The organism is Microbulbifer halophilus (assembly GCF_026183675.1).
Taxonomy (GTDB): domain Bacteria; phylum Pseudomonadota; class Gammaproteobacteria; order Pseudomonadales; family Cellvibrionaceae; genus Microbulbifer; species Microbulbifer halophilus.
In genome coordinates this window covers 20,563-43,483 of sequence record NZ_JAPIVK010000035.1, presented here as the reverse complement: position 1 = coordinate 43,483, position 22,921 = coordinate 20,563, and the positions used below count along the sequence as shown (strand labels likewise).

21 protein-coding genes are annotated in these 22,921 nt (G+C 58.9%); 16 read left to right on the top strand and 5 right to left on the bottom strand.

The window, feature by feature from the left end; translation table 11 throughout:
• Positions 1 to 80: 80 nt before the first annotated feature.
• The 4 genes from OQE62_RS16085 (at position 81) to OQE62_RS16070 (ending at position 5,087) form a co-directional block, all read left to right on the top strand.
• Positions 81 to 413, top strand: coding sequence for a hypothetical protein (locus OQE62_RS16085; RefSeq protein ID WP_265723063.1), 333 nt, complete (start codon positions 81 to 83; stop codon positions 411 to 413).
• A gap of 305 nt (positions 414 to 718) precedes the next feature.
• A complete protein-coding gene (locus tag OQE62_RS16080; RefSeq protein ID WP_265723062.1) occupies positions 719 to 2,269 on the top strand; it encodes an ATP-dependent nuclease in 1,551 nt (516 codons plus the stop codon).
• 118 nt (positions 2,270 to 2,387) lie between these two features.
• On the top strand, positions 2,388 to 3,707 hold the full coding sequence (locus OQE62_RS16075) for a UvrD-helicase domain-containing protein (RefSeq protein ID WP_377535620.1): 1,320 nt from the start codon (positions 2,388 to 2,390) through the stop codon (positions 3,705 to 3,707).
• Positions 3,708 to 5,087, top strand: a complete 1,380-nt coding sequence (locus OQE62_RS16070; protein WP_265723060.1) for a hypothetical protein — start codon at positions 3,708 to 3,710, stop codon at positions 5,085 to 5,087.
• 677 nt (positions 5,088 to 5,764) lie between these two features.
• Here OQE62_RS16070 and OQE62_RS16065 read toward each other — a convergent pair.
• Positions 5,765 to 7,084, bottom strand: a complete 1,320-nt coding sequence (locus OQE62_RS16065) for a type II toxin-antitoxin system HipA family toxin (protein ID WP_265723059.1) — start codon at positions 7,082 to 7,084, stop codon at positions 5,765 to 5,767.
• Positions 7,071 to 7,403: a helix-turn-helix transcriptional regulator gene (locus OQE62_RS16060; RefSeq protein WP_265723058.1), complete on the bottom strand. Its 333-nt coding sequence runs from the start codon at positions 7,401 to 7,403 to the stop codon at positions 7,071 to 7,073. The genes OQE62_RS16065 and OQE62_RS16060 overlap by 14 nt, the downstream gene beginning before the upstream one ends.
• 613 nt (positions 7,404 to 8,016) lie before the next feature.
• On the opposite strand from OQE62_RS16060, the gene OQE62_RS16055 reads away from it, so the two are divergent.
• Complete coding sequence (locus OQE62_RS16055) at positions 8,017 to 8,427, top strand: NUDIX hydrolase (RefSeq protein WP_265723057.1); 411 nt, start codon at positions 8,017 to 8,019, stop codon at positions 8,425 to 8,427.
• Between the two features lie 33 nt (positions 8,428 to 8,460).
• Here the strand turns inward: OQE62_RS16055 and OQE62_RS16050 are convergent, their stop codons facing one another.
• Complete coding sequence (locus OQE62_RS16050) at positions 8,461 to 8,790, bottom strand: winged helix-turn-helix transcriptional regulator (protein WP_265723056.1); 330 nt, start codon at positions 8,788 to 8,790, stop codon at positions 8,461 to 8,463.
• Positions 8,791 to 8,925: 135 nt separating this feature from the next.
• Between OQE62_RS16050 and OQE62_RS16045 the strand changes: the two genes are divergently transcribed.
• Entirely contained in the window at positions 8,926 to 9,912 is a 987-nt protein-coding gene (locus OQE62_RS16045) for an NADPH:quinone reductase (RefSeq protein WP_265723055.1), read from the top strand.
• A 63-nt stretch (positions 9,913 to 9,975) separates the two neighbouring features.
• On the opposite strand, the gene OQE62_RS16040 is transcribed toward OQE62_RS16045, so the two are convergent.
• Complete coding sequence (locus OQE62_RS16040; RefSeq protein ID WP_265723054.1) at positions 9,976 to 10,200, bottom strand: helix-turn-helix domain-containing protein; 225 nt, start codon at positions 10,198 to 10,200, stop codon at positions 9,976 to 9,978.
• 126 nt (positions 10,201 to 10,326) lie between these two features.
• On the opposite strand from OQE62_RS16040, the gene OQE62_RS16035 reads away from it, so the two are divergent.
• The 4 genes from OQE62_RS16035 to OQE62_RS16020 all read left to right on the top strand — a co-directional run bounded on the left by OQE62_RS16035 (position 10,327) and on the right by OQE62_RS16020 (position 14,010).
• Positions 10,327 to 10,560, top strand: a complete 234-nt coding sequence (locus OQE62_RS16035; protein ID WP_265723053.1) for a hypothetical protein — start codon at positions 10,327 to 10,329, stop codon at positions 10,558 to 10,560.
• Between the two features lie 282 nt (positions 10,561 to 10,842).
• Complete coding sequence (locus OQE62_RS16030; RefSeq protein ID WP_265723052.1) at positions 10,843 to 11,049, top strand: DUF1656 domain-containing protein; 207 nt, start codon at positions 10,843 to 10,845, stop codon at positions 11,047 to 11,049.
• 3 nt (positions 11,050 to 11,052) lie between these two features.
• On the top strand, positions 11,053 to 11,904 hold the full coding sequence (locus OQE62_RS16025; RefSeq protein WP_265723051.1) for an efflux RND transporter periplasmic adaptor subunit: 852 nt from the start codon (positions 11,053 to 11,055) through the stop codon (positions 11,902 to 11,904).
• A gap of 9 nt (positions 11,905 to 11,913) precedes the next feature.
• Positions 11,914 to 14,010, top strand: a complete 2,097-nt coding sequence (locus OQE62_RS16020; protein ID WP_265723050.1) for an FUSC family protein — start codon at positions 11,914 to 11,916, stop codon at positions 14,008 to 14,010.
• 181 nt (positions 14,011 to 14,191) lie between these two features.
• Here OQE62_RS16020 and OQE62_RS16015 read toward each other — a convergent pair whose 3' ends face one another.
• Entirely contained in the window at positions 14,192 to 14,581 is a 390-nt protein-coding gene (locus OQE62_RS16015) for a hypothetical protein (RefSeq protein WP_265723049.1), read from the bottom strand.
• 440 nt (positions 14,582 to 15,021) lie between these two features.
• Between OQE62_RS16015 and OQE62_RS16010 the strand changes: the two genes are divergently transcribed.
• The 6 genes from OQE62_RS16010 (at position 15,022) to OQE62_RS15985 (ending at position 22,902) form a co-directional block, all read left to right on the top strand.
• Entirely contained in the window at positions 15,022 to 15,825 is an 804-nt protein-coding gene (locus OQE62_RS16010) for a hypothetical protein (protein WP_265723048.1), read from the top strand.
• A 17-nt stretch (positions 15,826 to 15,842) separates the two neighbouring features.
• Positions 15,843 to 16,886: an extracellular solute-binding protein gene (locus OQE62_RS16005; RefSeq protein WP_265723047.1), complete on the top strand. Its 1,044-nt coding sequence runs from the start codon at positions 15,843 to 15,845 to the stop codon at positions 16,884 to 16,886.
• A complete protein-coding gene (locus OQE62_RS16000; protein WP_265723046.1) occupies positions 16,883 to 18,418 on the top strand; it encodes an ABC transporter permease in 1,536 nt (511 codons plus the stop codon). Before OQE62_RS16005 ends, OQE62_RS16000 begins: the two co-directional genes overlap by 4 nt.
• Complete coding sequence (locus OQE62_RS15995) at positions 18,418 to 19,431, top strand: ABC transporter ATP-binding protein (RefSeq protein WP_265723045.1); 1,014 nt, start codon at positions 18,418 to 18,420, stop codon at positions 19,429 to 19,431. Before OQE62_RS16000 ends, OQE62_RS15995 begins: the two co-directional genes overlap by 1 nt.
• A gap of 141 nt (positions 19,432 to 19,572) precedes the next feature.
• On the top strand, positions 19,573 to 20,007 hold the full coding sequence (gene tnpA, locus OQE62_RS15990) for an IS200/IS605 family transposase (RefSeq protein WP_265723044.1): 435 nt from the start codon (positions 19,573 to 19,575) through the stop codon (positions 20,005 to 20,007).
• A gap of 402 nt (positions 20,008 to 20,409) precedes the next feature.
• Positions 20,410 to 22,902: a MalT transcriptional regulator family protein gene (locus tag OQE62_RS15985; RefSeq protein ID WP_265723043.1), complete on the top strand. Its 2,493-nt coding sequence runs from the start codon at positions 20,410 to 20,412 to the stop codon at positions 22,900 to 22,902.
• Positions 22,903 to 22,921: the final 19 nt, after the last annotated feature.

Genomic DNA, 22,921 nt, shown 5'->3' with positions numbered 1-22,921 from the left:
TTAGGCAAAATCGCCAACTGGACAACTAGGCTGACAGAGTGGGGTGGAGTGCAGCTCTCAATTTAGAGGAGAGCTACGAGTTGATACGTAAAATTGTGAAGTCGGATTTTCCTGATTGTACGTTGCAGATTTGGTATCCGGATCAAGATACGGACGGTTTATTGTATACGCAGAATGTCTCGTATGACTCTGGAATTGTTGAGGCCCCTTTGAGTCTGGATGTATCGATTGAAGAGATGAGAGATAGAATGAAACTTGTCCAGGAAAAAACGTTGAAACCGGAGGAGATATCAGCCTGCAAGCAGGGATTGACCTTTCTTCCGATTCTAGCTGCGCGTCATTTTCGTACGCCGTTTCTTCCTTTTTATTGGCAATCTCTGTCGTTGGAGGGGGAAACGGCTCAATCTAATTAGGCGAAGGGGATGACTGCGACAATCATAGTTCAATAGTCAATTGTTGCTTTATATCCGCTTCGATATCTGTAGAGGTAGCGTGACATCCTGTGCGGGCAAATGACTAAATGGATATAACGAAGAATACCGTGTAAGGGGGAATGATGCGGATAAGGTACGTCTCAATAAGAAATTTCCGTGGCATTCGGGAGTTAGATTGGGCGGTTCCCGATACGAAAATAATCTGTCTGATTGGTCGGGGTGATTCGACAAAGTCAACGATCCTTGAAGCGCTGCGCCGCGTTTTTCATCCGCAATGGAATCTCATGTTTGACGACGCCGATTTCCACCTTTGCAGTCCGGCAAACGCAATCATGATAGAAGTCATCCTGGGTGATCTGCCCGACGTTTTCCGTGACCTCGAAAAATATGGTCATGCGCTGTGCGGCTGGAACACCGAGACACGAACCCGCACCGATGACCCGGGCGATGGCCTGGAAGACGCGCTACGCATCCGCCTCACTGTGTCTGATGATCTGGAACCGTCCTGGTCGGTCATCAAGAACGATGAGGACGAAGGTATACCGTTCAAGGCAACCGACCGGGCGAAGGTGGCAGTCAGCCTGATCGGCGCCGTTTCCGACCGACACCTTACCTGGTCGCGTGGCTCGATACTCAGTCAGCTCACCGAAACGGAGAACATTACCTCATCGCTGGCAGGCGCGGCTCGGGCGGCCAAGTCAGCCCTGGAGGCCCGTCGGGCGGAGGATTTGACCGGCTTTGACGCTGTAGCAGACACCGCTGAGACGACCGCCCGTACACTGGGTGTCAATGTAGCCGAGTCCTACAAGGCGCACCTTGATACCGATGCTATCAACGTGCGGATGGCGGGCCTTGCACTGCATGATGGCGAAATGCCCTTGCGTCAGCTCGGCCTCGGGTCCAAACGTATGCTGACGACCGGTCTGCAAAAACAGGCACTGCGTTCACCGCATGTCACCCTGTTTGACGAAGTCGAAGTCGGCCTTGAGCCGCATCGCATTGCCCGGTTATTGGAGCATTTGAAGGATGACGAGACGGGGCAATATTTCCTGACGACTCACTCGCCTGTCGTGTTGCGTGAACTGACCGTTGATGACCTGCATATCGTCCATTGCGACGGTGGCCGGATCGATGTAGTGGCCGCGAATACGCCGGCCATCGCGGATTCCATTCAGGGTAAAATCCGTTCCGGCGCGGAGGCATTTCTCGCACCCAAGATTGTCGTTTGTGAAGGTGCTACAGAGGTGGGGTTCCTTCGTGGCCTGGACGATCACTGGACTTCCACTGAAGACAAGGAGTCTTTCGCCTATCGCGGGATTGCGTTGTTTGATGCGAGTGGCGCCGGCAAGGTTCGAGAGGTTGCCGAGAACCTGAAATCGCTGGGCTACGATGTAGCCGTGGTGGTTGACTCCGATGCGGATGACCAATTCTCCAATGACGATTCAGGGGCGTTGTGCGGTATCGGCATCACAGTAGTTAAATGGGACGGCGCGTTATCCATAGAGGAACGTGTGTTCGCGGATCTTCCGTGGGCGGCTGTCACGGCATCTTTTGAAGCCGCGCGAACTATCTGGAATGACGATACGCGCCTTCTTGACCAGGTGCAGACCCAGCATGGTGAAGGTTTTGATCGTGACTTCGTAGCATGGACCGACGGTCCGGAATTGCGCACCGCGCTCGGAAAGGCGGCCAAGGCCAGCGACTGGTTTAAGCGACAAAGCTGGGGGCGCGAGTGGGCGGCTGCTGTTTCCGGCCATTTGTCTGACGAGACCATCCGTGACAGTGACTTGATCCGGCAGCTCAGCAGCTTGCGGGGATGGATCGACAATGTGTGAGCTGTCTGCCATTCTCGCCGCGCATCAAGGGGCTGGCTATGTTGTTGCCCCCGCTGGATATGGTAAGACACACTTGATCGCTGAATCTACGGCCCGTAGCACTGGACGGCAACTGATCTTGACCCACACCTATGCGGGCGTGAACGCCCTACGGCGCAAGATGCGTATCCTTGGTGTCAGTGATAGGCTTTACCGTATAGACACGATCGCAAGCTGGATTCTACGACTTTCGCTTTCGTATTCAGGTACATCGGGCTGGAACGAGGAGCGCCCCGCCAACAACGCGCGGTGGAACGCACTGTATGAATCCTGTTCTGGCCTGATCGATCATGAATTTATCCGCAGAATTGTGCGCGCATCCTATGATGGGCTCTATGTTGATGAGTATCAGGACTGTTCGATTGCGCAGCACGGAATCGTTCTCAAGCTGGCGCGAGACCTACCGAGCCGGGTGTTGGGTGACCCCTTGCAGGGCATCTTCGACTTTGAAGGCCAAAATCCAGTGGATTGGGCGCGTGACGTTGAAGGGAACTTTGAGTGTCTTGGCATGCTCGATGTGCCGCATCGCTGGATTCAGGCAGGCGCCGGTGATCTCGGCTCATGGCTGCAAAATGTCCGTACACGTATCGAGCAGGGCCAGCCTATCGATCTGAATGCAGGCCGCCCGGCTGCTGTTACGTTCAAACCAGCCAATGCTGATCCGCAAGCGCTTATCCGGTCGCAGGGTAACATATGCCGTTTTTTTCAGTGCGAACGGGGTCATACCGTGATTGCCATTCATCGGGGCAGTCAGGAGTACAAGGCAAAGTGCCACAAGTTGTCGCAGAGCCTTGGAGGCCGTTTCTCGTCTATCGAGGAGGTGGAAGGTAAAGCCTTGTTTTCGTTTATTCGAAAGCTGGAGCGGGCGCGGACCGACGCGGCGCGCTTGAAAGAGGTTATTGCCTTCGCCAAACAGTGCATGACTGCCGTTACGCGGAATTTGCCGGCCGCGACCCGTCGCGGTGAACACATGAATGTCCGTGCTAACACCCGCAACCCCGAAGCGGCTCGTTGGGCCAATGCCTGTCTTGCCTCGCTCGACAGTTCCGCCATAATCGGCTTTCTACTGGCGATGAAGCAAGCCCCCGGTGTTAATGTCGTTCGCGCCGATCTATTCTACCGGGTTTTGGGTGTACTTAACAAAGCTGTATTGCATCCGGAGCTGTCCCTGGCTGAAGCCGCCGAAAAATATCACGGCGAGTTTCGCCACAAGGGCCGTCCAGTCGGACGGCGCCGATTGATCGGCACGACACTGCTGGTTAAAGGGCTGGAATTCGATCATGCCATTGTTCTTGACGCAACATCCCTTTCAAAGAAAGAGTTGTATGTTGCGCTCACTCGTGGAGCTCGGTCTCTGACGATTGTCTCGACCAGCCCGGTGCTGAACCCGGGAGGGTGAATGAACTCAACGAAGAAAGACAAGAAGCAGGCGGATGGGTGGCTCGATAATCTAAAAAGCCTCGTCCAGAAGAAACCTCTGGTGGTCTTTCAGTTCGATGATGAGGAGTGGTCGCGCCTGCGTGAGTCACGGCGCGGCGCCAATGAATTCACAATCGCCCGGTCGCATGATTTGTTTGAGAAGGTTCGCGTACCGACGGCATGTCTGGTGATTGGGAGGGGCGACGACAGCGGCGAGATTTACTTCGGGCTGGCCAGCTCACGCAGCGCTGTCACGACGTTGGAATCGCGGATCAAGGTCAAGCGTGCCTCGCATATTAAGCCTTCGTCGAAGTCGGATATCATCAAGCTTGTGACTGACAAAGCGCATGGGCGTAATCTCCGTAAGCGACTGGCTACCCGCGAGTCCGTAATCGCATTGTCGCCCAAGCTTAGCGTTCACCTTCTCGAACAACTGGCAGCCATTGAGTCGAATCACGGTGCAATGCGCGCAGCCGTCGCGTCATTGTTTGCGCCTAAATACTATCGCGGCATGGATGCAATGCAGGAAGACGCCGTGCACACGGCCCTGCGGGCGTTCGGCCTTTCTCCCGATGATCAAGCGAATTCCGTTGAACTCGTCCGAGGGCAGGATACGGCGCTGGCTCGTGTCAATATTATGGAAGATTCCGTCGTCGAACATGACGCACGCACCTTTCCTGACTACGAACTGACTGGCAGCGATATCACAGGCCAGGCCATATTCGAGCGGGGACATGAACGGCTTGAAATCTTTACAGCCAATCGCCGGCCGTTAGAAAAGGTCTTCGGTGTCGATCTCATCTATGTCAACACGACGCGACAGAATATCGTCACGGTCCAATACAAGATGCTTGAGCCCGATAGGCGCAAGGACGATGAAACCGACTGGATTTACCGACCGGATGCAAATCTTGACTCCGAGATAGAACGGATGCGTAAGTTCAGCCAGGAACACCCGGCCGGCGCTTACGAGTATCGTCTGAACCCGCAGGTCTTCTATCTCAAATTCGTTAAGCGCGACGGCGCACTTGGTAATGCTGGGATCGTTTTGCCGATCGATCACTTCGAACGGCTGCGGGCTGACCCGTCATGTAAAGGGCCGCGTGGGGCTATCCGCGTGAGCTTTGAGAGCCTTGCAGGGCGCTATTTGCGGCAGGGACCATTTCTCGACCTTATCCGTGCCGGCTACCTCGGCGCCACTGCGAAAACGACAGCTTATCTCAAGGACCTGGTTGACGCTGTCGTCAAGGGTGACAGAGCAGTTGTCGGCGCTATACAGTCTTATAGAGAAGAGGGCGAGAGGTTCTCGCGTATTGCGGATGACTTGTCGGACTACGACCCTTCCGACGATGAGTTTTGATATATAGCTACGACATCAGCACATCCCATAAGCTTCCATGTCTGGATAAGGCGAATGAAGGAGGTGGGTTTTGGACAGTAGGGGGTGCTGCCGGAAACACCATCCAAGCCCACTACAAGTTGCCGCGGTATACACCAAATGATCCTTGTTGTTGGATGATTTGAAGAGATGGCGACCCAATCGAGCGTGGATTTTTGCGACGGTAATTGTCTCTCACGTAACGACGGATGAAACTATTTGATTCAACTGGGATTTAAGCGGTCGCGCGCTCATTTGCAACTCTGCTAATATGTCACCTGGTTGATGATGGTGTGAGAAACACCGCCGCCGGAAAAATCGCTGCGTCACCCGCGGGAACAAAGAGCTGGCGATTCTGACGGTAAACGCGACGGTAAAGCTCACTGTCAGCCATTTTTAAATCCTTTACCTTCAATGGGTTAGACCCCTTGTTGATGATTGAGTGGGAATAATTCCCTGTCTGGCACTGACTGGCAGTCAATAGCACAAAATCCTGCCTAAGCCCGTGTAATTACGGGCTTTTTTTGGTTTTTCTGTCTGGTATTGTCAGGCACTTTGTGGCTGCTCCAAGCACTTTTTTTTCATGACATTAATGTTGGTATGTAGTGGCTGTAGTGGCATAGTGAATTTGGGTCTCCAAAATTCGCCGTGCCGCCTTTTTAGCCGAGCAGCTGCGCGCGAGCGGCCTCAAACCCTTCACGTAGCTCGCTATATTCGGCCCCAAGGCCTTCGACGCAATAGCTGTTCAAAAACTGCCGGCCGGCAAAGAGCTTTCGGTCGGTCTCGGTCAACTTGGCCTCCTCGCAGAGCCTGTTCCATTCACTGGCAATCGTTGCGAATTGGTCCTCAATGATGACCTCGGCTTCCTGGTCATTGAGCAGGAAATCAGGAGCGGCCGCGAGGCAGCTATGCAGCGTGCTCATACGGTTTTCACCCTTGATCAGCATTGCCTGTGTCGCCTCGTTGCCGGTTCTCCCCTGCGGGCAGATGTCATAGGCGGGGGTCAAGGTGAGCATCTCGCCGTCCCAGAAGGCGGCATGGTTGCGGGCATGGTCGTCCGTGTTGCCGCACAGGATATTGAAAACGATCCGTCCGTAGAGTTCTCGCAGCGTTTCCTTTGGCTCGGTGAAGCGGTGACGGATGATCTCGGCAAGGTCCTCATAAGAAGCATAGCGCGCCATCATTTCGTCAAGACCGAGCATCGTCAGAGCTGAAACCATCGCTCTGTGCTGCCAGCCAGCCTCTGATTTGATGCGATCAAAGCGTTCGATGAGCAGCACGTCCTTGCCGGCAGCCGCGATCATCGAGACAGGGGCAACATTGAGGTCACACACAGCCGCGAGCTTCATGGCGATAAATTCCGCCTTCACGACGCTGTAAATGTCCGTGCTCGACGAGAACTTGGCGATCATTTTGTGATCGCCGTTGTCGACCAGGGCTTTCGGACGGGCGCCGCCGATCGACGTGCCGTGGTTCAAAGCCTGGTCGAGAGCTGGCGTCAGCGGGACGCCTTTCTCGATCCGTTCGGCCGCTTCCAGCAATTCCTCATAGGACGCTTCTGCCTTGAGGCGGGGAACGTATTCCGTGGCGGAATGCTGAAAATCGAGTGCACCGATCCGGTCCGATCCCGACTCAAGTAAATAGGTGAGCTCGGTGATGTCGCTGGCTTCGGTCTCGGCGGCCTTGGCACCCACCAGATGGTTGATGATAACCCTGCGGCCCCAAGCGTCGGGCGAGCCGTCACGAATGCAACTGGCCATTGACAGGCCGGCGGCCGGTTCGATCAGGCCGCGGCGGAGCGGAAGTTCGGGGTCGTAGATCGGGATTGCGCCATCGCGGCGCAGATAGCTGGCACCATAGTTGAAGTCGTAGGTATCCCCGTTCTGTGTGATGCGACCGGCAACGACGGGTTGCGTTTCTCCCGGCAGCCAAATCCAGACATAGGCCTCTTTGTGCTGCGTAAACTTAGAAGTCATCATCGACCTCCTGCCTACCATGGCGAACGCTCTTAGGCAGCAGCGTCAGTTTTTCTTCGAGGCGGGCGTTGTGCATCGCAAGTGTCCGGTCGTCGAAATCGAACAGACGGACGCCGACAAGTGCGGCAACCTCGAAGACGATGCCGATCTCAGAACCGGCTTCGCCGTTTTCGATATTGCGGAGGGTCTTGCGGGTGATGCCTGCGCGTTCAGACAGTTCGGTAGCCGTAAGTTTGCGCTCCAAACGGCCGGCCTTGATTAGCTTGCCGAGGATCGAGAGCGCCTGCTTTGTGACGCGAGAGTAGCTGCGTGCCCGTTTCATCGCCATCCCGTTGATTTGAGTAATTTAAGACCCACAAGGGGGTTTGTGGGCTTTTAAATGCTCATTATGGGCCAACTTGGGCAAGATACCAAGTTCATGAGTAATTTATGATCCACAAGGCCGTTATATGGCTCTTTAAATGCTCATGGTTGAGGTTGAGGTTGAGGTTGAGGTTGAGTTGAGAGGGCGTACTCTCAAACTTATCTGCAAAGTAGGATTAGGTGGTGGCCTATGGGTCGACCATACCCCTCTGTGTTTCCCTCGGTCTGTGACTGGGGAACGGCAGTTCTCTGCGCATCCGGGTCGTTCATACGGAGATCCGCTAGTGGGCCGTGCGTAAAGTTGTGTAACAAAGGAGCACAGCCAAAGCGTCCAGATCAAGGCGAGAAAGCGCCGGGATAGTGGTTCTATTTCGAGCTTTCTCAACGCAGAGTTGGGCGTTTTGGCGCAGCGAACTGTTACAGAACTTTTCGCACGGCCCACTAGGTCCGCTCAGCCGTCTATTACGTAGCCAGAGGATTGCATAAAGTACCTGGCTGCCCGAAGTTGAATCCGTGTGTCCTTGCATTTGCTCTGGATAGCCATTTTCCATCTGGTTACTTAAAGGTGGTGTATGTTTCCTGTATCGATTAAGGGGGTGTTGCTGTTGCCATCGGAGGAGGTGGTACTGGCACTTAATTCCCGTCATGAATGGGAGCTGCCGGGTGGGCGTATAGAGGTTGGAGAGGATCCTGAATACTGCCTGGCAAGGGAATTCAGGGAAGAGTGCAGTGTGGATGTTGATGTAAAGGTTATTATCGACACTTATCTGTTCGAAGTGATCCCGGCCAGACATGTGTTCATTGCTACCTATGGTTGTCATCTGTCAGGGAAATTCAAGCCACTGGTCAGTCATGAACACCAGAGAATCGCAACGTTCGCGATTGACGAGCTACCTGAGAATCTGCCCGCAGGCTATGTGAAATCCATTCGAACATGGCGCTCCATACTTGCTGATCAGGTAAGGCATGGCTGCGTTCCCTGATATCAGGGAAATCTCGTATCACGCACGGCCGTGCTAGCGCGGCTGGTTGGCGATGTGATTTTCTCCCCATTGTTTCATCGCTTCGAGTATCGGGGCGAGCGTTGTTCCGAAAGCGGTCAGGGAGTATTCGACCCGGGGAGGCACTTCCGGAAAGACTTCCCGGTTGACGATGCCATCGGCTTCAAGTTGGCGCAGCTGTAGCGTCAGGGAGCGCTGGGTGACGCCGCCTATCAGTTTTCGCAGTTCGCCAAACCTTTTGGTTCCTCCAAGCAGATAGTGAATGATCAGCGGTTTCCACTTGCCGCCCATGACATCGACGGTGGCCTCGACGGCACAGATATATTGCTTGCGTGGCGCACTCATTGCTTGGCCTATAGTATAGTTAATATCCTTAGATATCATTCTTGTGCCTACTTGTCAAAAGTATCCCTTTCTTTGATCCTGAGCGGGTAAAGATTGGCCGAGATGGGCCAATCGTGAAACAGCCTGGAGGCTTTTATGAAAGCGGTTTATTACGAACGTCAGGGAGAGGCGCGAGATGTGTTGGTCTTGGGGGAAATACCGGTGTCCGAGCCCGGGCCCGGGGAAGTTCGGGTCCGGGTTTATGTTTCAGGCCTGAATCCAACGGATATCAAGGCGCGCACAGGATTCTCTTCATCCATGGCCTTTCCTCGAATTATTCCCCATCAGGATGGGGCTGGTGTCATCGATGCGGTAGGTGAGCAGGTATCCGCGGAGCGGATCGGAGAGCGTGTATGGATCTACGAGGCGCAATATGGCGGGGCCAATGGTACGGCAGCTGAATATGTCGTGGTCCCGTCCCTGCAAGCGGTGCCGTTGCCCGAAAATGTCCCCTTTGATATTGGCGCTACCTTGGGGATTCCAGCCCTGACTGCGCACCGCTGTTTGTTCGCCGATGGTGAACTGAGTGGTCGCCGGGTGTTGGTGCACGGCGGCGCCGGTGTAGTGGGAACAGCGACCATCCTGCTGGCCAAGTGGGCGGGTGCCTGGGTGGCAACGACGGTGGCTGGAGAAATGCAGGCGGAGGTCGCCAGTGCTAATGGTGCAGACTTGATCATTGACCGGTTTGAGGAAAATGTCGCTGATGTCATTCTAGATGCAACGGACGGTGCCGGGGTCGAACGCATCGTCGATGTCAATGTGAAATCCAATCTGGATACAGACTTGAGGTGTCTGGCGCAGGGTGGTGTCGTCAGTGCATACGCGGTTGATGGTGCCGGGGACGAGCTTTCACTGCCGATGTTGAAAGCGATGATGCAGGGAGTTGTCCTGCGTTTTGTCTATATCTATCACGTGTCCGACGAGGCCAAGAAAACGGCGATTACGGATATCAACCAGTGCCTCGCGGCAGGTGTATACAAGCCGAGAATTGGACTGAACCTGGGGCTCGATCATATTGCAGAGGCACACGAAGCGCTGGAATCCGGCAAGGTCTTGGGGAAGGTGCTTATATCAAATGGTTAAGAAGGTGGTAGAAGTCAGGTTGCCCCTGGGTAATGGAAATATGCTGACCGTTGAGCACCAGCTCTATTGATCTGGCAATAGCTCGAATATCTTACATTTTAAACGATTACAAATAAGCTCCAGCATATCGATCGTCACATTCTGCTGGCCACTTTCAATACGGGCGAGTGTGGACTGGCTGATAGCCAGCTTTTTGGCAAACTCTTGCTGGCCCAGTCCCATGGCATCCCGCTTGGCTCGGAGCTGGCGGGCGAGGACTGTGCGAAATTTGAGTTGATTGCTAACCATATGTGGGTTATAAGATAGAAGCTAACCCGCATGTGGGTAATTTTCTGCTGGCTATAGACCTGTTGGCGATATCCGGGTCGGGAGGAAGCCCCAGTGTTTTGGATTTGATCAAAGGAGGGGAGGGGGATGCATCGTCAGTTGACTGACAGCCTGTTTGAGGAGCCGTCATTGCGGGTCAGGTTGGAGGAGGACCTCTATCTCCAAGTGGACAAACTGGTAGCCTTGGTGGCGGTACAAACCGCCTTGGATAATGGCGATTACCAACCGAACCCGGCAATTCGCAATCACTATTCTCTTGTTATTGAAGAGCACGCCCTTGCTATCCGAGAGCTTTTGAGGCAGCTGTTCAGCAATTCGTAATACTAGTTCAATTTGACTTAAGTTTTCCCGATCCCAATCGGGGACGAAATAGGCGCCGACCGAAATGGCTGTGGTCGAGGCGAGAAAGTCCGCATTGGCCTCTTCGATAGTGTGCGCTCACGGCCACCGACTGCATTTATTTCCTTTCCCGGCCCCCGTTCGGGATCTCCCATTGACTGCGTCTCCCCGAACCTCTCCCCGCAACACAGTTGCTAGTCTTTCATGGATTGCCGGTGCCCTTTTGCGGCCGCCGGCTGTGTTTTGTGGGAGAGCGAAGCATCCATGCTGCATGAACTGGGATTTGGCGGAATGCTGTTCAGCCCGATGGTGGTATTCGTCTCCATCGCCCTTGTACTGACGTTCATCTCGGGCCTGGTAATGGACCAACTGGATCTGCGGCGACTGATCTGGAGGGAGGCCTGGTTCGATGTCGGGCTTTTCGTCTGTTACCTGGCGCTGGCGGTATATCTGTTCGGGAGCTGGATCTGACCCATGGAAAAGCTGTTGCGTATCGGGATCACCCTGGCGGTTGTGGCCGCGGCCATCGCAGCCGGTACCTGGGTCTGGAATTACTACCTGTATTCGCCGTGGACGCGCGACGGCCGGGTTCGCGCCGACGTCATCATCATTGCGCCGGGTGTGTCCGGCTGGGTGACCCGGCTGGCGGTCGAGAACCACCAGCGGGTGGAAAAGGGTGACCTGCTGTTTGCCATTGATGATGCCCGTTTCAGGCCGGAAGTCGCTGAAGCCGAAGCACGGGTAGAGCAGAAGCGGGTGGCCTGGGAGCTGGCCAAACGCCAGGATCGGCGCCTGTCCGGGCGCGAGGCCGCCAGCGAGGAGGATATCGATGTCTATCGTATCCGGGCGGAGGCCGCGAAGGCCGATTACGACCTGGCCCGGGCGCAGTTGGAGGCGGCCCGTGTCGATCTGCAGCGCGCGCAGGTGGTAGCGCCCAAGAGCGGCATCGTCAGCAACCTGACATTGCGCGAGGGCAACTACGTCACGCGCGGTTCCCCGGTCCTGTCCCTGATCGAGACCGGTTCCTTTTATGTCACCGGTTATTTCGAGGAGACCAAATTGCAGCTCGTGCACGTGGGGCAGACAGCCCGTATCCGGCTGATGGGGAGCGACCGCAGGTTGACCGGCAGGGTGGTCAGCATCGCCGGGGGCATTGCCGACAGCAACACCAACGGCAACAGCCAGTTGTTGCCGGAGGTCCAGCAGGTTTTCAACTGGGTGCGGCTGGCACAGCGTATACCGGTGGATATAGCGCTGGACCCGCTGCCCGACGATGTGAATATCAGCGCGGGCATGACCGTGTCGATTTACCTCGACCAAGAGTAGGGGCTGGCCATGACGCTGCCTCCCGTACTCGCCCAGTTGCTGATGCCCGACCGGCGCTCGGTCATTTTCGCCTGCAAGGGCGTTCTCGCCATGGCCCTGGCGTTGTATGTCGCCATGTACCTGCAGTTGGAACGCCCCTACTGGGCACTGATATCCGCAATGTTCCTGCAGATACGCCCGGAAAGCGGCCTGGTGATCGAAAAGGCGCTGTGCCAGATCTTCGGTTCGGTCGCCGGTGGCGCTGTCGGGATCCTGATCCTGGCGTTCCTGTCCGATTATCCGCTACTGGCGCTGGGGTGCCTGACGGTGTGGATCGGCTTCAACTCCGCCGCCGCTTCCATGGTTCACAACATCAACTATATCTACGCATTTGCCATGGCGGGGATGACTGCCGGTCTGGTGGTTATCGTGGTAATGGTCGATGCGAGTACGGTGGACAGCGAGGCCATCTTTGCCGTCGCTCGCGCGCGGATCAGTGAGATCAGTATCGGGGCGGTCTGTGCCATGCTGGTCAGCCAACTGGTGTGGCCGGTGACAGTAAAGGACAACCTGCGCTTTCACGCCCGCACCGCCATCAATCGGACCCTGGAGTATCTGGCACTGGAACTGGATCCCGGCAGCTCCCGCGCACAGCGCCGGGAGTGCACGGATTCGATCCTGGAAACCCTGGTGGTCGTCAGTGACGATTCCAGTGCCGCTGTTTACGAGGGGCCCGAGGGGCCGGGCAGGGGGCGGGCGGCGAGCCTGTTGTGCAACCGTATTCTGTCGTTGCTAGCGGTGGTACAGATTCTCGGCCGTTTCCGTCGCGAACACGCGGAGCAGGTTTCGCCGGCATTCGCCGGACTGTTGGCAATACTGCGCCGGCGGCTCCGCGGGATTGCGGAGGCGGACGGTTATGGGGAGTCCTATCGACTGGCACAGGGGTTGCGCCGGGAATTGGCGGCGCTGTGTGCCGACTGGGAAGGTGAGTCGGCCATTGTATCCCGACTGAGCCAGACGGCGGTGGAAATGGTGGCGGACCTGGTGGTTGTTCTGCGGGCTTATAACGCCTTGCAGCACCGGGACCGGACCCTGCTCAATGCGCCGAGCCTGAAAACCCATCGCGATCCGCTGATCGGTGCGGTCAACGGTTTCCGTACGGCGGCGGTCTTTGCGATCGGGGCCTTCGTCTGGATCCAGACGGCCAGTCCCGCGGCCACCATGTTGATGATTCTGCCGGTGGTCTTCTCGGTCATGTTCGCGCGCTTCTCGATGCTGGCGCTGTCGTCGATACTGCCGCGCCTGCTGGTCGGGGTGGTGGTCGCCATCCCGGTGGCACTGATCTTCGGGCTGGGGCTGCTGTCCCGGGGCAGCGGTGATTTCGAGGTCCTGGTACTGGTTCTGGCGGGGCCGTATTTTGTCGGCCTGCTGATGCTCGCCAGCCAGCCGACCCTTCCTTACGGGCTGGGCTTTTCCGTTTCGTTTACCATCATCACGCAGCCTGGCAACAACATCATCCTTGATGCGGCTGCGGCGGCCAGCACGGCGCTGGGGCTGTTCGTCGGCATCGGTATCCTGTTCTGGGTGTTCAGGCTGCTTTCACCTCCTGACAGCCAACTGCTGCAGCGGCGCCTGATTCACTCGACTGCCCGCGATCTCAAGGATCTGGGGAGTCGCGAACAGCCGGAGGATTGGTTCAATGGCCGGATGGGGGAGCGGCTGCTGCGGCTGGCCAACTACGATTTGGCCGGTGGCTCCGGTACCAGGCATATGACCGACCTGGGGTTCACCGGCCTCAACCTGGGACACGTATCTGTCCGGTTGCGCCGGCTGATCCGGAATCATCGCTCGCCGGCCGTCGATCGGTGGCTGGGGGAGTGGCAGGAAGTGCTATCGGAAACCTACCTCAAAAGTTCCCGCGGCGAACTGTATCCCCGTTTTCGGGAAGTCAGCGGGCGGCTCCTGGAGGCGATTCACGACGCTGGGGAACCCGGCCGGCAGACGGTGATCATCGAGGGGTTGCTTGAACGCCTGACGCTGACGCTGGAGCGGACGGCGCGCGAGATTGCGGATAACTCTCCGGGGCGGTTTGCCGGTTGGGCGGGAAAGACTGCGGATCCGCAGTAGAAAAAGGCGTGGTGGCTTCAAAATTGAGCAGCCGGGGCGAGGGAGCCACTTGTGGATTGTTCCATCCTTCACGACGCGCGCCCGCACAAGGTTGAGAAAGGGCGCGGAATCTTCGGTGGCGCCAGTGGGGTGGAACTGTCGGCCCTGTCCGTGGCCGGGGGTAGCATCCTGACTCCTGCCTTTACTGGTTGGCAGCCTTGAAATTTCTCACTTCCTGATTGAATTGATCGCCGATTTCGTGCATGGAATCAACGGCGGTATTGTGCTCTTCCAACCGCGCTTCGACCTTGGCCTGTAGTTGCTTGGCTTCCTCGCTTTCCGGCTCGACGCCGGATTCCTTCGCTGCCGCCATTGCCGCCTGGTTTTCCTGCTCCAGGCATTTGAGATACTGGTCGCCCTCCTCCATGTACTGCTTGACGGCCTGTTGACCCTGCACCATGGCTTCTTTACTGGCCTTGTTGCCATCGGGGATTTCCGGCGGTTGGGGCTTATCGCACTCAGCGAAGGCGGTGCTGGCAATGAGGAAAGCGGTTGCCGCGATGAGTGGTTGCTGGAGTAGTCGCATGAACATGAAGGCGCTCCTGTTTCAGTGTGTTTGCGGGCGATAAACTGTCAACCGGCTCCGCACCTGTCTCGGCAATGGCGGATCTGTAATCGGTTTTCTGGGATGCTCAGGACAACACCTGTTCCAATCTCGAGTTCCAAGGTTATGAATGGGCAAGCCCGTCGCGGTTTGATCGCTATTTTTATCGAGACGCCATGAGAGCATTGTAAAGGGGGGCTCTGCAATCCAGAATCGCCCGGGGTGTGCACTGATCCTGGCCTGCGGGACCGACGGTTGGGGCGATCAGATCCCGTTGCAAGGAGGATGGCCCGCCCGAAGCCGTGTCTGTTGGGCAGATGGAACCGCGGCGCAAATTGTCGCATTATCGATGCGTTTTGCCGGATGGCGCTTTATCTTGTCTTTGATAATGAGTATCATTTCTGGCCAATTCACGGAGGGGAGTTCCTATGCAATCTTTACCACAAATGCGGAAGCTGGTATTCGGCCTGTTTGCCCTGCTGGCGGCGGGGCAGGTTTTGGCCCACGGTGCCGTCGGCGACCACGTCAACGATCTGAAGGGGCACCTGGACCAGTATTCGGAAGAAGTGGAGTGGCTGGTCACCAAATTTGACGGTGTTGTCGATACCTATGAGGAACAGGGCCAGAAGGCGACGGATTCAGACGCGCTGGCGGAGTACTGGGAAGAGGTGGACTTCCATCTGGCCATTGAAACCAACCACGTACCCACCTACGCCAATATCTGGCAGGGGATTTACGGGGTCAAGCAGGCCATTGATAACGGCGCACCGCTAGAGCAGGTGCGTGAAGAGCAGGCCGAGCTGGACCGGACACTGTGGCAGGCGCTGGGTGCCGTGAAGCTGGCGGCCCAGTATCAGGAGAAAGGCCTGCTGGCCGAGGTGCAGACCACCGAAACGGAACCGACCACCGCCCCGGAAACCCTGGAAGATATCAAGCATCGCCTGGACCGTGTGGTGGCCAAGTACGCCGAGAAGCTGCCGGAAGCCGCCACCACCATCGTCCACGATACCTACCTGCAGCGTTTCGAAGGCGTTGAAGGGGCCCTGATCGAGCAGGACGCCGCGCTGGTGGAAGATCTGGAGAAAGACTTCAACGTGACCCTGCCGCAGGCACTGAAAGGCGATGCGTCGGTCGACGATGTGCGCAATGTGGTGAAAGCCATGCAGGCCAAGCTGGACAGGGCCAAGACCCTGCTGGTGGAAGCCGAAAAAGACCGCAAGGATGTTTTCTGAGGCAGTAGGGGCATCAAGTGCAGCGCAGAACTTTTATACAGACCCTGGCGGCGGCCGGCGCGCTCGGCGGCCTGCCGCTGTCGGTCGGCCGCAGCCTGGCGGCTGCCGGTGCCGACGGCGCCATCTCGGTGGAGCAGTTGCCGCCGCTCGAGGGCGATATCACCCTCTACCTGGGGCGCGGTGAGGGCGGTCTCTACGAAAACGTCCTCGAGGCCATCCGCAAGCGCAATCCCGGGTTGAACCTGGAGGTGCGGCGCGGCTCCACTGCCGCCCTGGCCAACACCATCGTCGCCGAAGCCGAGGCCGGTGTGCGCCGGGCGGATATCTTCTGGGCGGTGGATTCGGGCGCAATCGGCCTGGTCTCGGATGCGGGCCTCGCCCGGCCGTTGCCGGCGGATCTCACCGGGCAGCTCAAAACCGGTTTCCAGTACCCGCAGTGGGCGCCGGTTACCGGGCGTATCCGCACCCTGCCGTACAACACCGAGCGGCTGACGCCCGAACAGATCCCCGACAGTGTCATGGCACTGGCGGATAGCGACCTCTCCATCGGCTGGGCGCCGGCCTACGCCTCGTTCCAGTCATTCGTTACCGCCATGCGCCTGGTGGAAGGGGACAAGGCCACCGCCGACTGGTTGCGAGGTGTCAGTGAGCGCGCCAAAAGCTACGCCGGCGAGCTGGGTGTGGTGATGGGAGTCGAGCGGGGCGAAGTGGACCTGGGCTTTGCCAATCACTACTACACCCTGCGACTGAAATCCGGCAAGCCCGATGCCAGTGTCGACCTGGCGTTCAGCAACGATGACGCCGGCTGCCTGGTGAACGCCTCCGGGATCCTGGCGTTGAGCGAAGGGGATCTGCCGGTCAACTTCATTCGCTACCTGCTGAGCCGCGAAGTGCAATCCTACCTGGCCTCGGAAGCCTACGAGATTCCGCTGGTCGAGGGCGTGGCGGCGCCGCAGGGGCTGCCGCCGCTGGACAGGATTTCGCCGCCGGAAGTGGACCTGACCCGCCTGGCCGATCTCCGCCCGACGCTCGACCTGATGCGCAGTGTCGGAGTGCTATGAGCCGCTGGCCCCTTGCCCGCTGGCCCGGCTCCTACCCCCTGGCTCTGATCATTGCGCTGCTGGCGCTGGTGCCGGTGGGAGTGCTGTTCGGATTGGCTTCCGACAGCGCGCAGCTGTTTGACGCCCACAACCTCCGGGTACTCACCAATACATTGCTGTTGATGGTGTTGACGGTGGCGGGCTCGATAGTGATCGGTGTGCCGCTGGCGGTGATCACCGCCTACGTGCAACTGCCCTGGCGCAAGCTGTGGCTGATCCTGCTGGCGGCGCCGCTGGCCATACCCAGCTATATCGGTGCCTTTACCCTCTACGCCGCCTTTGGTCCCGGGGGCGAGATCGAGAACCTGTCGGGGTTGCCGACGCCGTCCGTGGACGGGCTGGCCGGCGCCACCCTGGTGATGACGCTCTATTCCTATCCCTTCGTGATGCTGACCACCCGGGCCTCGCTGTTGAGCCTGGACGCCAGCCTGGTGAATGCCGCCCGTACCCTGGGCATGACACTCGGCGCCAGTCTCTGGCGGGTGGTGTTGCCGCGCGCGATCACCGGTATCACCGCCGGCGGCCTGCTGGTGGCCCTGTATACGCTGTCGGATTTCGGTACCCCGGCGATCATGCGCCTGGATACCTTCACCCGCGTCATTTTTGTGGAGTACAACGCCTTCGGTCTCAGCCAGGCGGCCATGTTGTCGCTGCAACTGCTGGTGATTGTGGGCCTTGTGCTGTTCCTGGAATCCCGCGTGCGCGGCAATGCCGAAAAGCCCGGCCGTCACCTGACACTCTGGCCCGGCGCCGGACAGAGACTGGCCATGCTGCTGGCAGTGGCACCGGTGACCCTGCTGGCGATTGTCCTGCCGCTGCTGGTGTTCGGGATCTGGCTACTGCGCGAGGGCACCGGCGGTTTTGAATTCCGCTATGCCTGGAATTCCGTTCACGCCTCCTTCCTGGCGGCACTGGCCGCCGTGGTGCTGGCAGTACCGGTGGCCCACGCCGCCATTGCCGGCAGGGCGGGGCGACTGATGGAGCGGGTGACCTATTTCGGCTTCGGTGTGCCCGGTATCGTGATGGGCACGGCCCTGGTCTATGTGGGCCTGCAATTGCCGTTTCTCTACCAGACGCTGGGCCTGCTGGTGCTAGCCTATGTGCTGCGCTTTCTGCCACTGGCAGTGGGCTCGGTGCGCTCCACGGCCGAGGGGCTGGACCCCGGCCTGGTGAAGGCGGCGCGCCTGCTCGGGGCCAGCCCGGGAGAGGCCTTCCGGCGTGTGACTCTGCCGCTGACGCTGCGCGGCATGGTGGCCGGTGGGGCACTGGTGTTCCTGGAAGCCATGCGCGAATTGCCGGCGACGCTGCTGTTGGGTCCCACCGGCTTTGAAACCCTGGCCACCTACTTGTGGCGCGTGTACGAAGCGGGGTATTTTGGCCGCGCGGCCATTCCCGGCCTGCTGCTGGTACTGATGTCGGCGCTGGGACTGGCCCTGATGTTGTCCGGCGAACGCCGGGCCGAATTCGATGTTACAGAGAATCCCCAAAGTTGATGCTGAAGGTTAGCAATCTGTCCGTGAATTACGGTTCCACCCGCGTGGTGGAGAACCTGGACCTGGCGCTCGCGGACGACGAGGTCCTGATGCTGGTGGGCCCCACCGGTTGTGGCAAAACCACCATCCTGCAGGCGCTGGCCGGCCTGATCCCGATTTCCGGAGGCGAGATTCAACTGGGTGCCTGGCAGTCGACACCGGGCAGAAGGGTGCCGCCGGAGAAGCGCAATGTGGGCATGGTGTTCCAGGACTTTGCGCTGTTTCCGCACCTCACCGTGGAGCAGAATGTGTGTTTCCGCCTGACGGATACGTCGCTGGCGGATCACTGGCTGAAACTGCTGGGACTGGACGATTTCCGTCACGCCAAACCCGGGCGCCTCTCCGGCGGCCAGAAACAGCGGGTCGCGCTGGCCCGGACCCTGGCCCACGAGCCGGCCTTCATCCTGCTGGACGAGCCCCTCTCGAACCTGGATGCCGCCCTCAAGGACAGCCTGCGCTGGGAAATCCGCTACGCCCTGAAAGCCGCCGGCGTACCGGCCATCTGGGTGACCCACGATCAGGAAGAGGCCCTGTCGGTGGGCGACCGTGTGGGGATTCTCAACCGCGGCAGGCTGGAACAGCTGGATACGCCGGAGATGTGTTTTGCCGAGCCGGCCAGCCGCTTCGTGGCCCGCTTTCTCGGCGAGGCCAGCTTCCTGCCGGGCCGCCTGGAGGGGGATCAGGTGTCGACGGCGCTGGGGCCGGCACCGGGTATTCCCGTCGACGGTGCCAACGGCGATGTGGATCTGCTGCTGCGACCGGACGACTTGTCGCTGACGCCGCTGGAAGCGGGCAACGGTGCGATCGACTGGGTGCGCTACGAGGGCTGTTCCCGACTCTATGCCGTCGATATCGACGGCGGCGCGAAGCTGAAAGTACGGGTCAGCCACGAAGTCCGGGCCGAACCCGGCGAACGCGTACATATGGCCATCACCACTACGCATCCGCTGGCGGCGTTTCCGCGGGAGGGGTGAACTTTCTTTGACACCTCTAATAATTAACACATAGGTAAACCACCGCCTCTGGCGGTGAGACTCGACAGGGCTCTGCCGTTCAGGCGTGCAGGGTAGAGAATATGGCCTCCCAAGAACCGGCAAGTTCTAATAGGAGGCCATATGAGAGATTGGCAGAGCCAAGCTCACGTCAAACATTATTGCAGGTATCACATCGTATTTGTCCCCAAATACCGGAAAAAGGCGATATTTGGGACTTTACGCAGAGAGATCGGCTCGATATTCCGTGATCTTTGCCGCCAGGCGGGTGTTGAGCTGGTAGAGGGTTACGCGATGAGGGATCACATCCACATGCTGTTGATGATTCCACCGAAGTTCAGCGTGGCTAATACGGTAGGGCTTCTGAAGGGGAAGTCGGCGATACGAATATTTCGTGAACACCTGCAGGTGAAGAGAAATTTCACCGGTAGACATTTCTGGGCTAGGGGATACTGCGTAAGCACCGTTGGCTTAGATGAACAGATGATTCGAGAGTACATCAAGAATCAGGAAAGTGAAGAGTGCCGCCAGGAGCAGATGAGGTTGGCGGGGCTGTGACATAGCCCCCTCTGGGGGCTTTCACCATACCACCCGCTCTGCGGGTGGTTGCTGATTATTGTGGCCTGTACAGCCTGACAGCTGCCATAGCTGCATAGGCGGTTAGTGGGCCGTGCGCAAAGTTCTGTAACAGTTCGCTGCGCCAAAACGCCCAGCTCTGCGTTGAGAAAGCTCGAAATAGAACCACTATTCCAGCGCTTTCTCGCCTTGATCTGGACGTTTTGGCTGTGCTCCTTTGTTACACAACTTTACGCACGGCCCACTAGGGCCATGCCGCAAAAACCGTGGACTTTATGATGGCGCGCAAGTCTTTTGCCTGGGAGTCTCCCCGGCGGGGCCGCTCTTCTCGCGTCATGATTTTCCCCTTGCCTATACTGGATGACAGGTCAAATGGAGTGCCTGATGTCCGCTGGCAGCGAGTACAGATTCGGTTCCACGCCCATGAACCCCCTGGGCCTGACGCCTCCGCACCTGGCGGAGGACAGCGTGCCGCGCGAGCGGCTGCTGCGGCGGGCCTGCGGCGAACAGCTTCCCGCGGCGCACCTGTGCCTGGTGGCCGCGCCGGCCGGGTACGGCAAGTCCACCTTTCTCGCGCAGTGCCGGCAGCGGCTGTGCGGCCGGGGGCTGGCCACCACCTGGCTGACCCTGGATGAAGAGGACAATGAAGAGGGCCTTTTCTTCGACTGCCTGGGCGCGGCCTTCAATCAGTTCAACCCGGCGATCACCGGGGAGCTGGTTGAGCGCCGCCTGGCGGAGGGCGGCGAATTCAGCGGCCGGTACCTGATTACCTGGCTGCTCGGATTTCTGGATCCCTCTCAGCAGTACGCGCTGTTTCTCGACGATTACCACCACATCCACAACCCCGCGGTGCACGAGGCGCTGCAGGCCCTGTTGCTGTACCTGCCCGGCCATCTCTACCTTTTTATCGGCTCGCGCGACATGCCGCCGGTCCTCCTGTCGCGATACAGCGAGGGCGGCGACCTGCTGTTGCTCGACAACGACGACCTGGTTTTCGACAGGGAGGAAACGCGGGCCCTGCTGTGCGACGTCAACCATTTGCAGGTGAGCGGCGAGGAGATGACGCTGTTGTGCGAGCGCACCGGCGGCTGGGCGGCCCTGTTGCAACTGGCCGCCCTGTCCATGCAGGGCTCCGCCGACCGCGGCCGCCTTGTCAGCGCCCTGTCCGCTAACGGCGGGTCCGTGGCCGACTTTCTCGCCGAGGAGGTGGTGGCGCAGATGCCCGGAACCCTGGCCGGTTTTTTGCGCCATATCTCCATACTCGACCACTTCTGTGCGCCTCTGTGCCTGGCTGTCACCGGCGACCGGGAACACAGTTTCGAGTTGGCGCGGCTGCGGGATTCCCGCCTTCCGGTGCAGAGCCTGGACGAGAGCGGCGACTGGTACCGGTTGCATCCCCTGTTCCGGAATGCCCTTCAGCGGCAACTGGAGTCCGTGCGCGCGGAGGAACTGGTGGAGCTGCACCGCCGGGCCGGCGCCTGGTTTGAGGAACACGGATTGATGGCGGAGGCCATACAGCATTCCATCAGCGCCGGCGATGAAGGCCGTGCGCTGGAGCTGCTCGATGAGCAGGGGATCAGCCTCCTGGTCCAGGGTTACGTGTCCCGGTTCTTCAGCCTGGTCCGGCGCCTGCCGGAGGCGCTGCTGCGGGAGAGCCAGGGGACGCTGATCCAACTGGCCTGGCTGCAGGTGTTCTGCAACCGGTTGTCTCTGGCGCGGCGGCTGCTGGAACAGCTCAAGAGCCGCAGGCATATCCTCGAGCCGGCACAGTGGGTGGAGGTCCAGTGCATCGAGGCGAACCTGTACGCCTACGACGACCAACTGGAAAAAGCGGCGCAACTGACGGACACCTGGCTGCCCCGCTGTCCCCGAGAGCCCGTATATCTCCGCGACTGCTTCAGGCTGCTGCCGGGTATGTTGCACTACGTCCGGCGGGAGTACGCGCAGGTGCTGGAAATAGTCCGGGGAGTGCTGGCGGTTCCCACGGTTCCGAAGCAGGTCTACAACCAGGCTTGGGCCGCCTGCCTCGCCGCGCTCGTCTATCTCGCCGGCGCCCGGCTCAAGGAGGGCACCGGGTATGTGGAGCAGCAACTGGGCAATATCCTGCGCCACGTGATGCCCAACTCCGAGGGAGTGGTCCTGCTGGAGTCGATGAGCGGGCTTCTCTGCTACCAGCGGGGAGAACTACAGCGGGCCGAAACCCTGTTCCAGTGCGGCCTTGAAGCGCTGCGGGTCTATGCGCCCGTCGACATGGTCATTGCTGTGTCGTGCGTGCGCGCGCGGCTGCTGCACGGCGCCGGCGACACCCGGGGCGCCCTCGACTATCTGGACGAGATGCAGGCGCTGGCGGAGTCGCGCGACTGGACGCGCCTGCACGCCTGTATCGTGCACGAGCGGGTGCGGCTGCTGCTGGCGCTGGGCGAACCGTTGCGGGCCAGGACCGCCTTCGACGATTGGCGGCGCCATCGGGAAACCCTGCCCCGGCTCCCGGACTGGACCCGGTCGGATATCGAAGAGTGGACCGGGGTCGCTGAAGTGCGCCTGACCCTGGCCGAGGGCGATGTGGTCAAGGCCGCGGTGGTGTTGAAAGCGCTGATCGAAGATTCCATCGAAAATGGCCAGGTATTGCGGGCCATGGAGCTGCAGGTACTGCTGGCCAAGGCCTATCTGTCGGTGAACCAGCTGGATCTGGCCAAACAGGCGCTGGCCGACGCCCTGGCGCTGGACCCGGAAAATGGAGCCATTCAGCTGTTTCGGGACGAGGGCGAGGAGGTGCTCGCGGCACTGGCGGCGCTCGGGCAGGAGCTGAAGCGTTTCGTCACGCCGGAGCGGTACGAGCTGTGGCAACAACAGATAGACACCATCGTCACCCCCTGACTTGGTGCCATTCGAATCG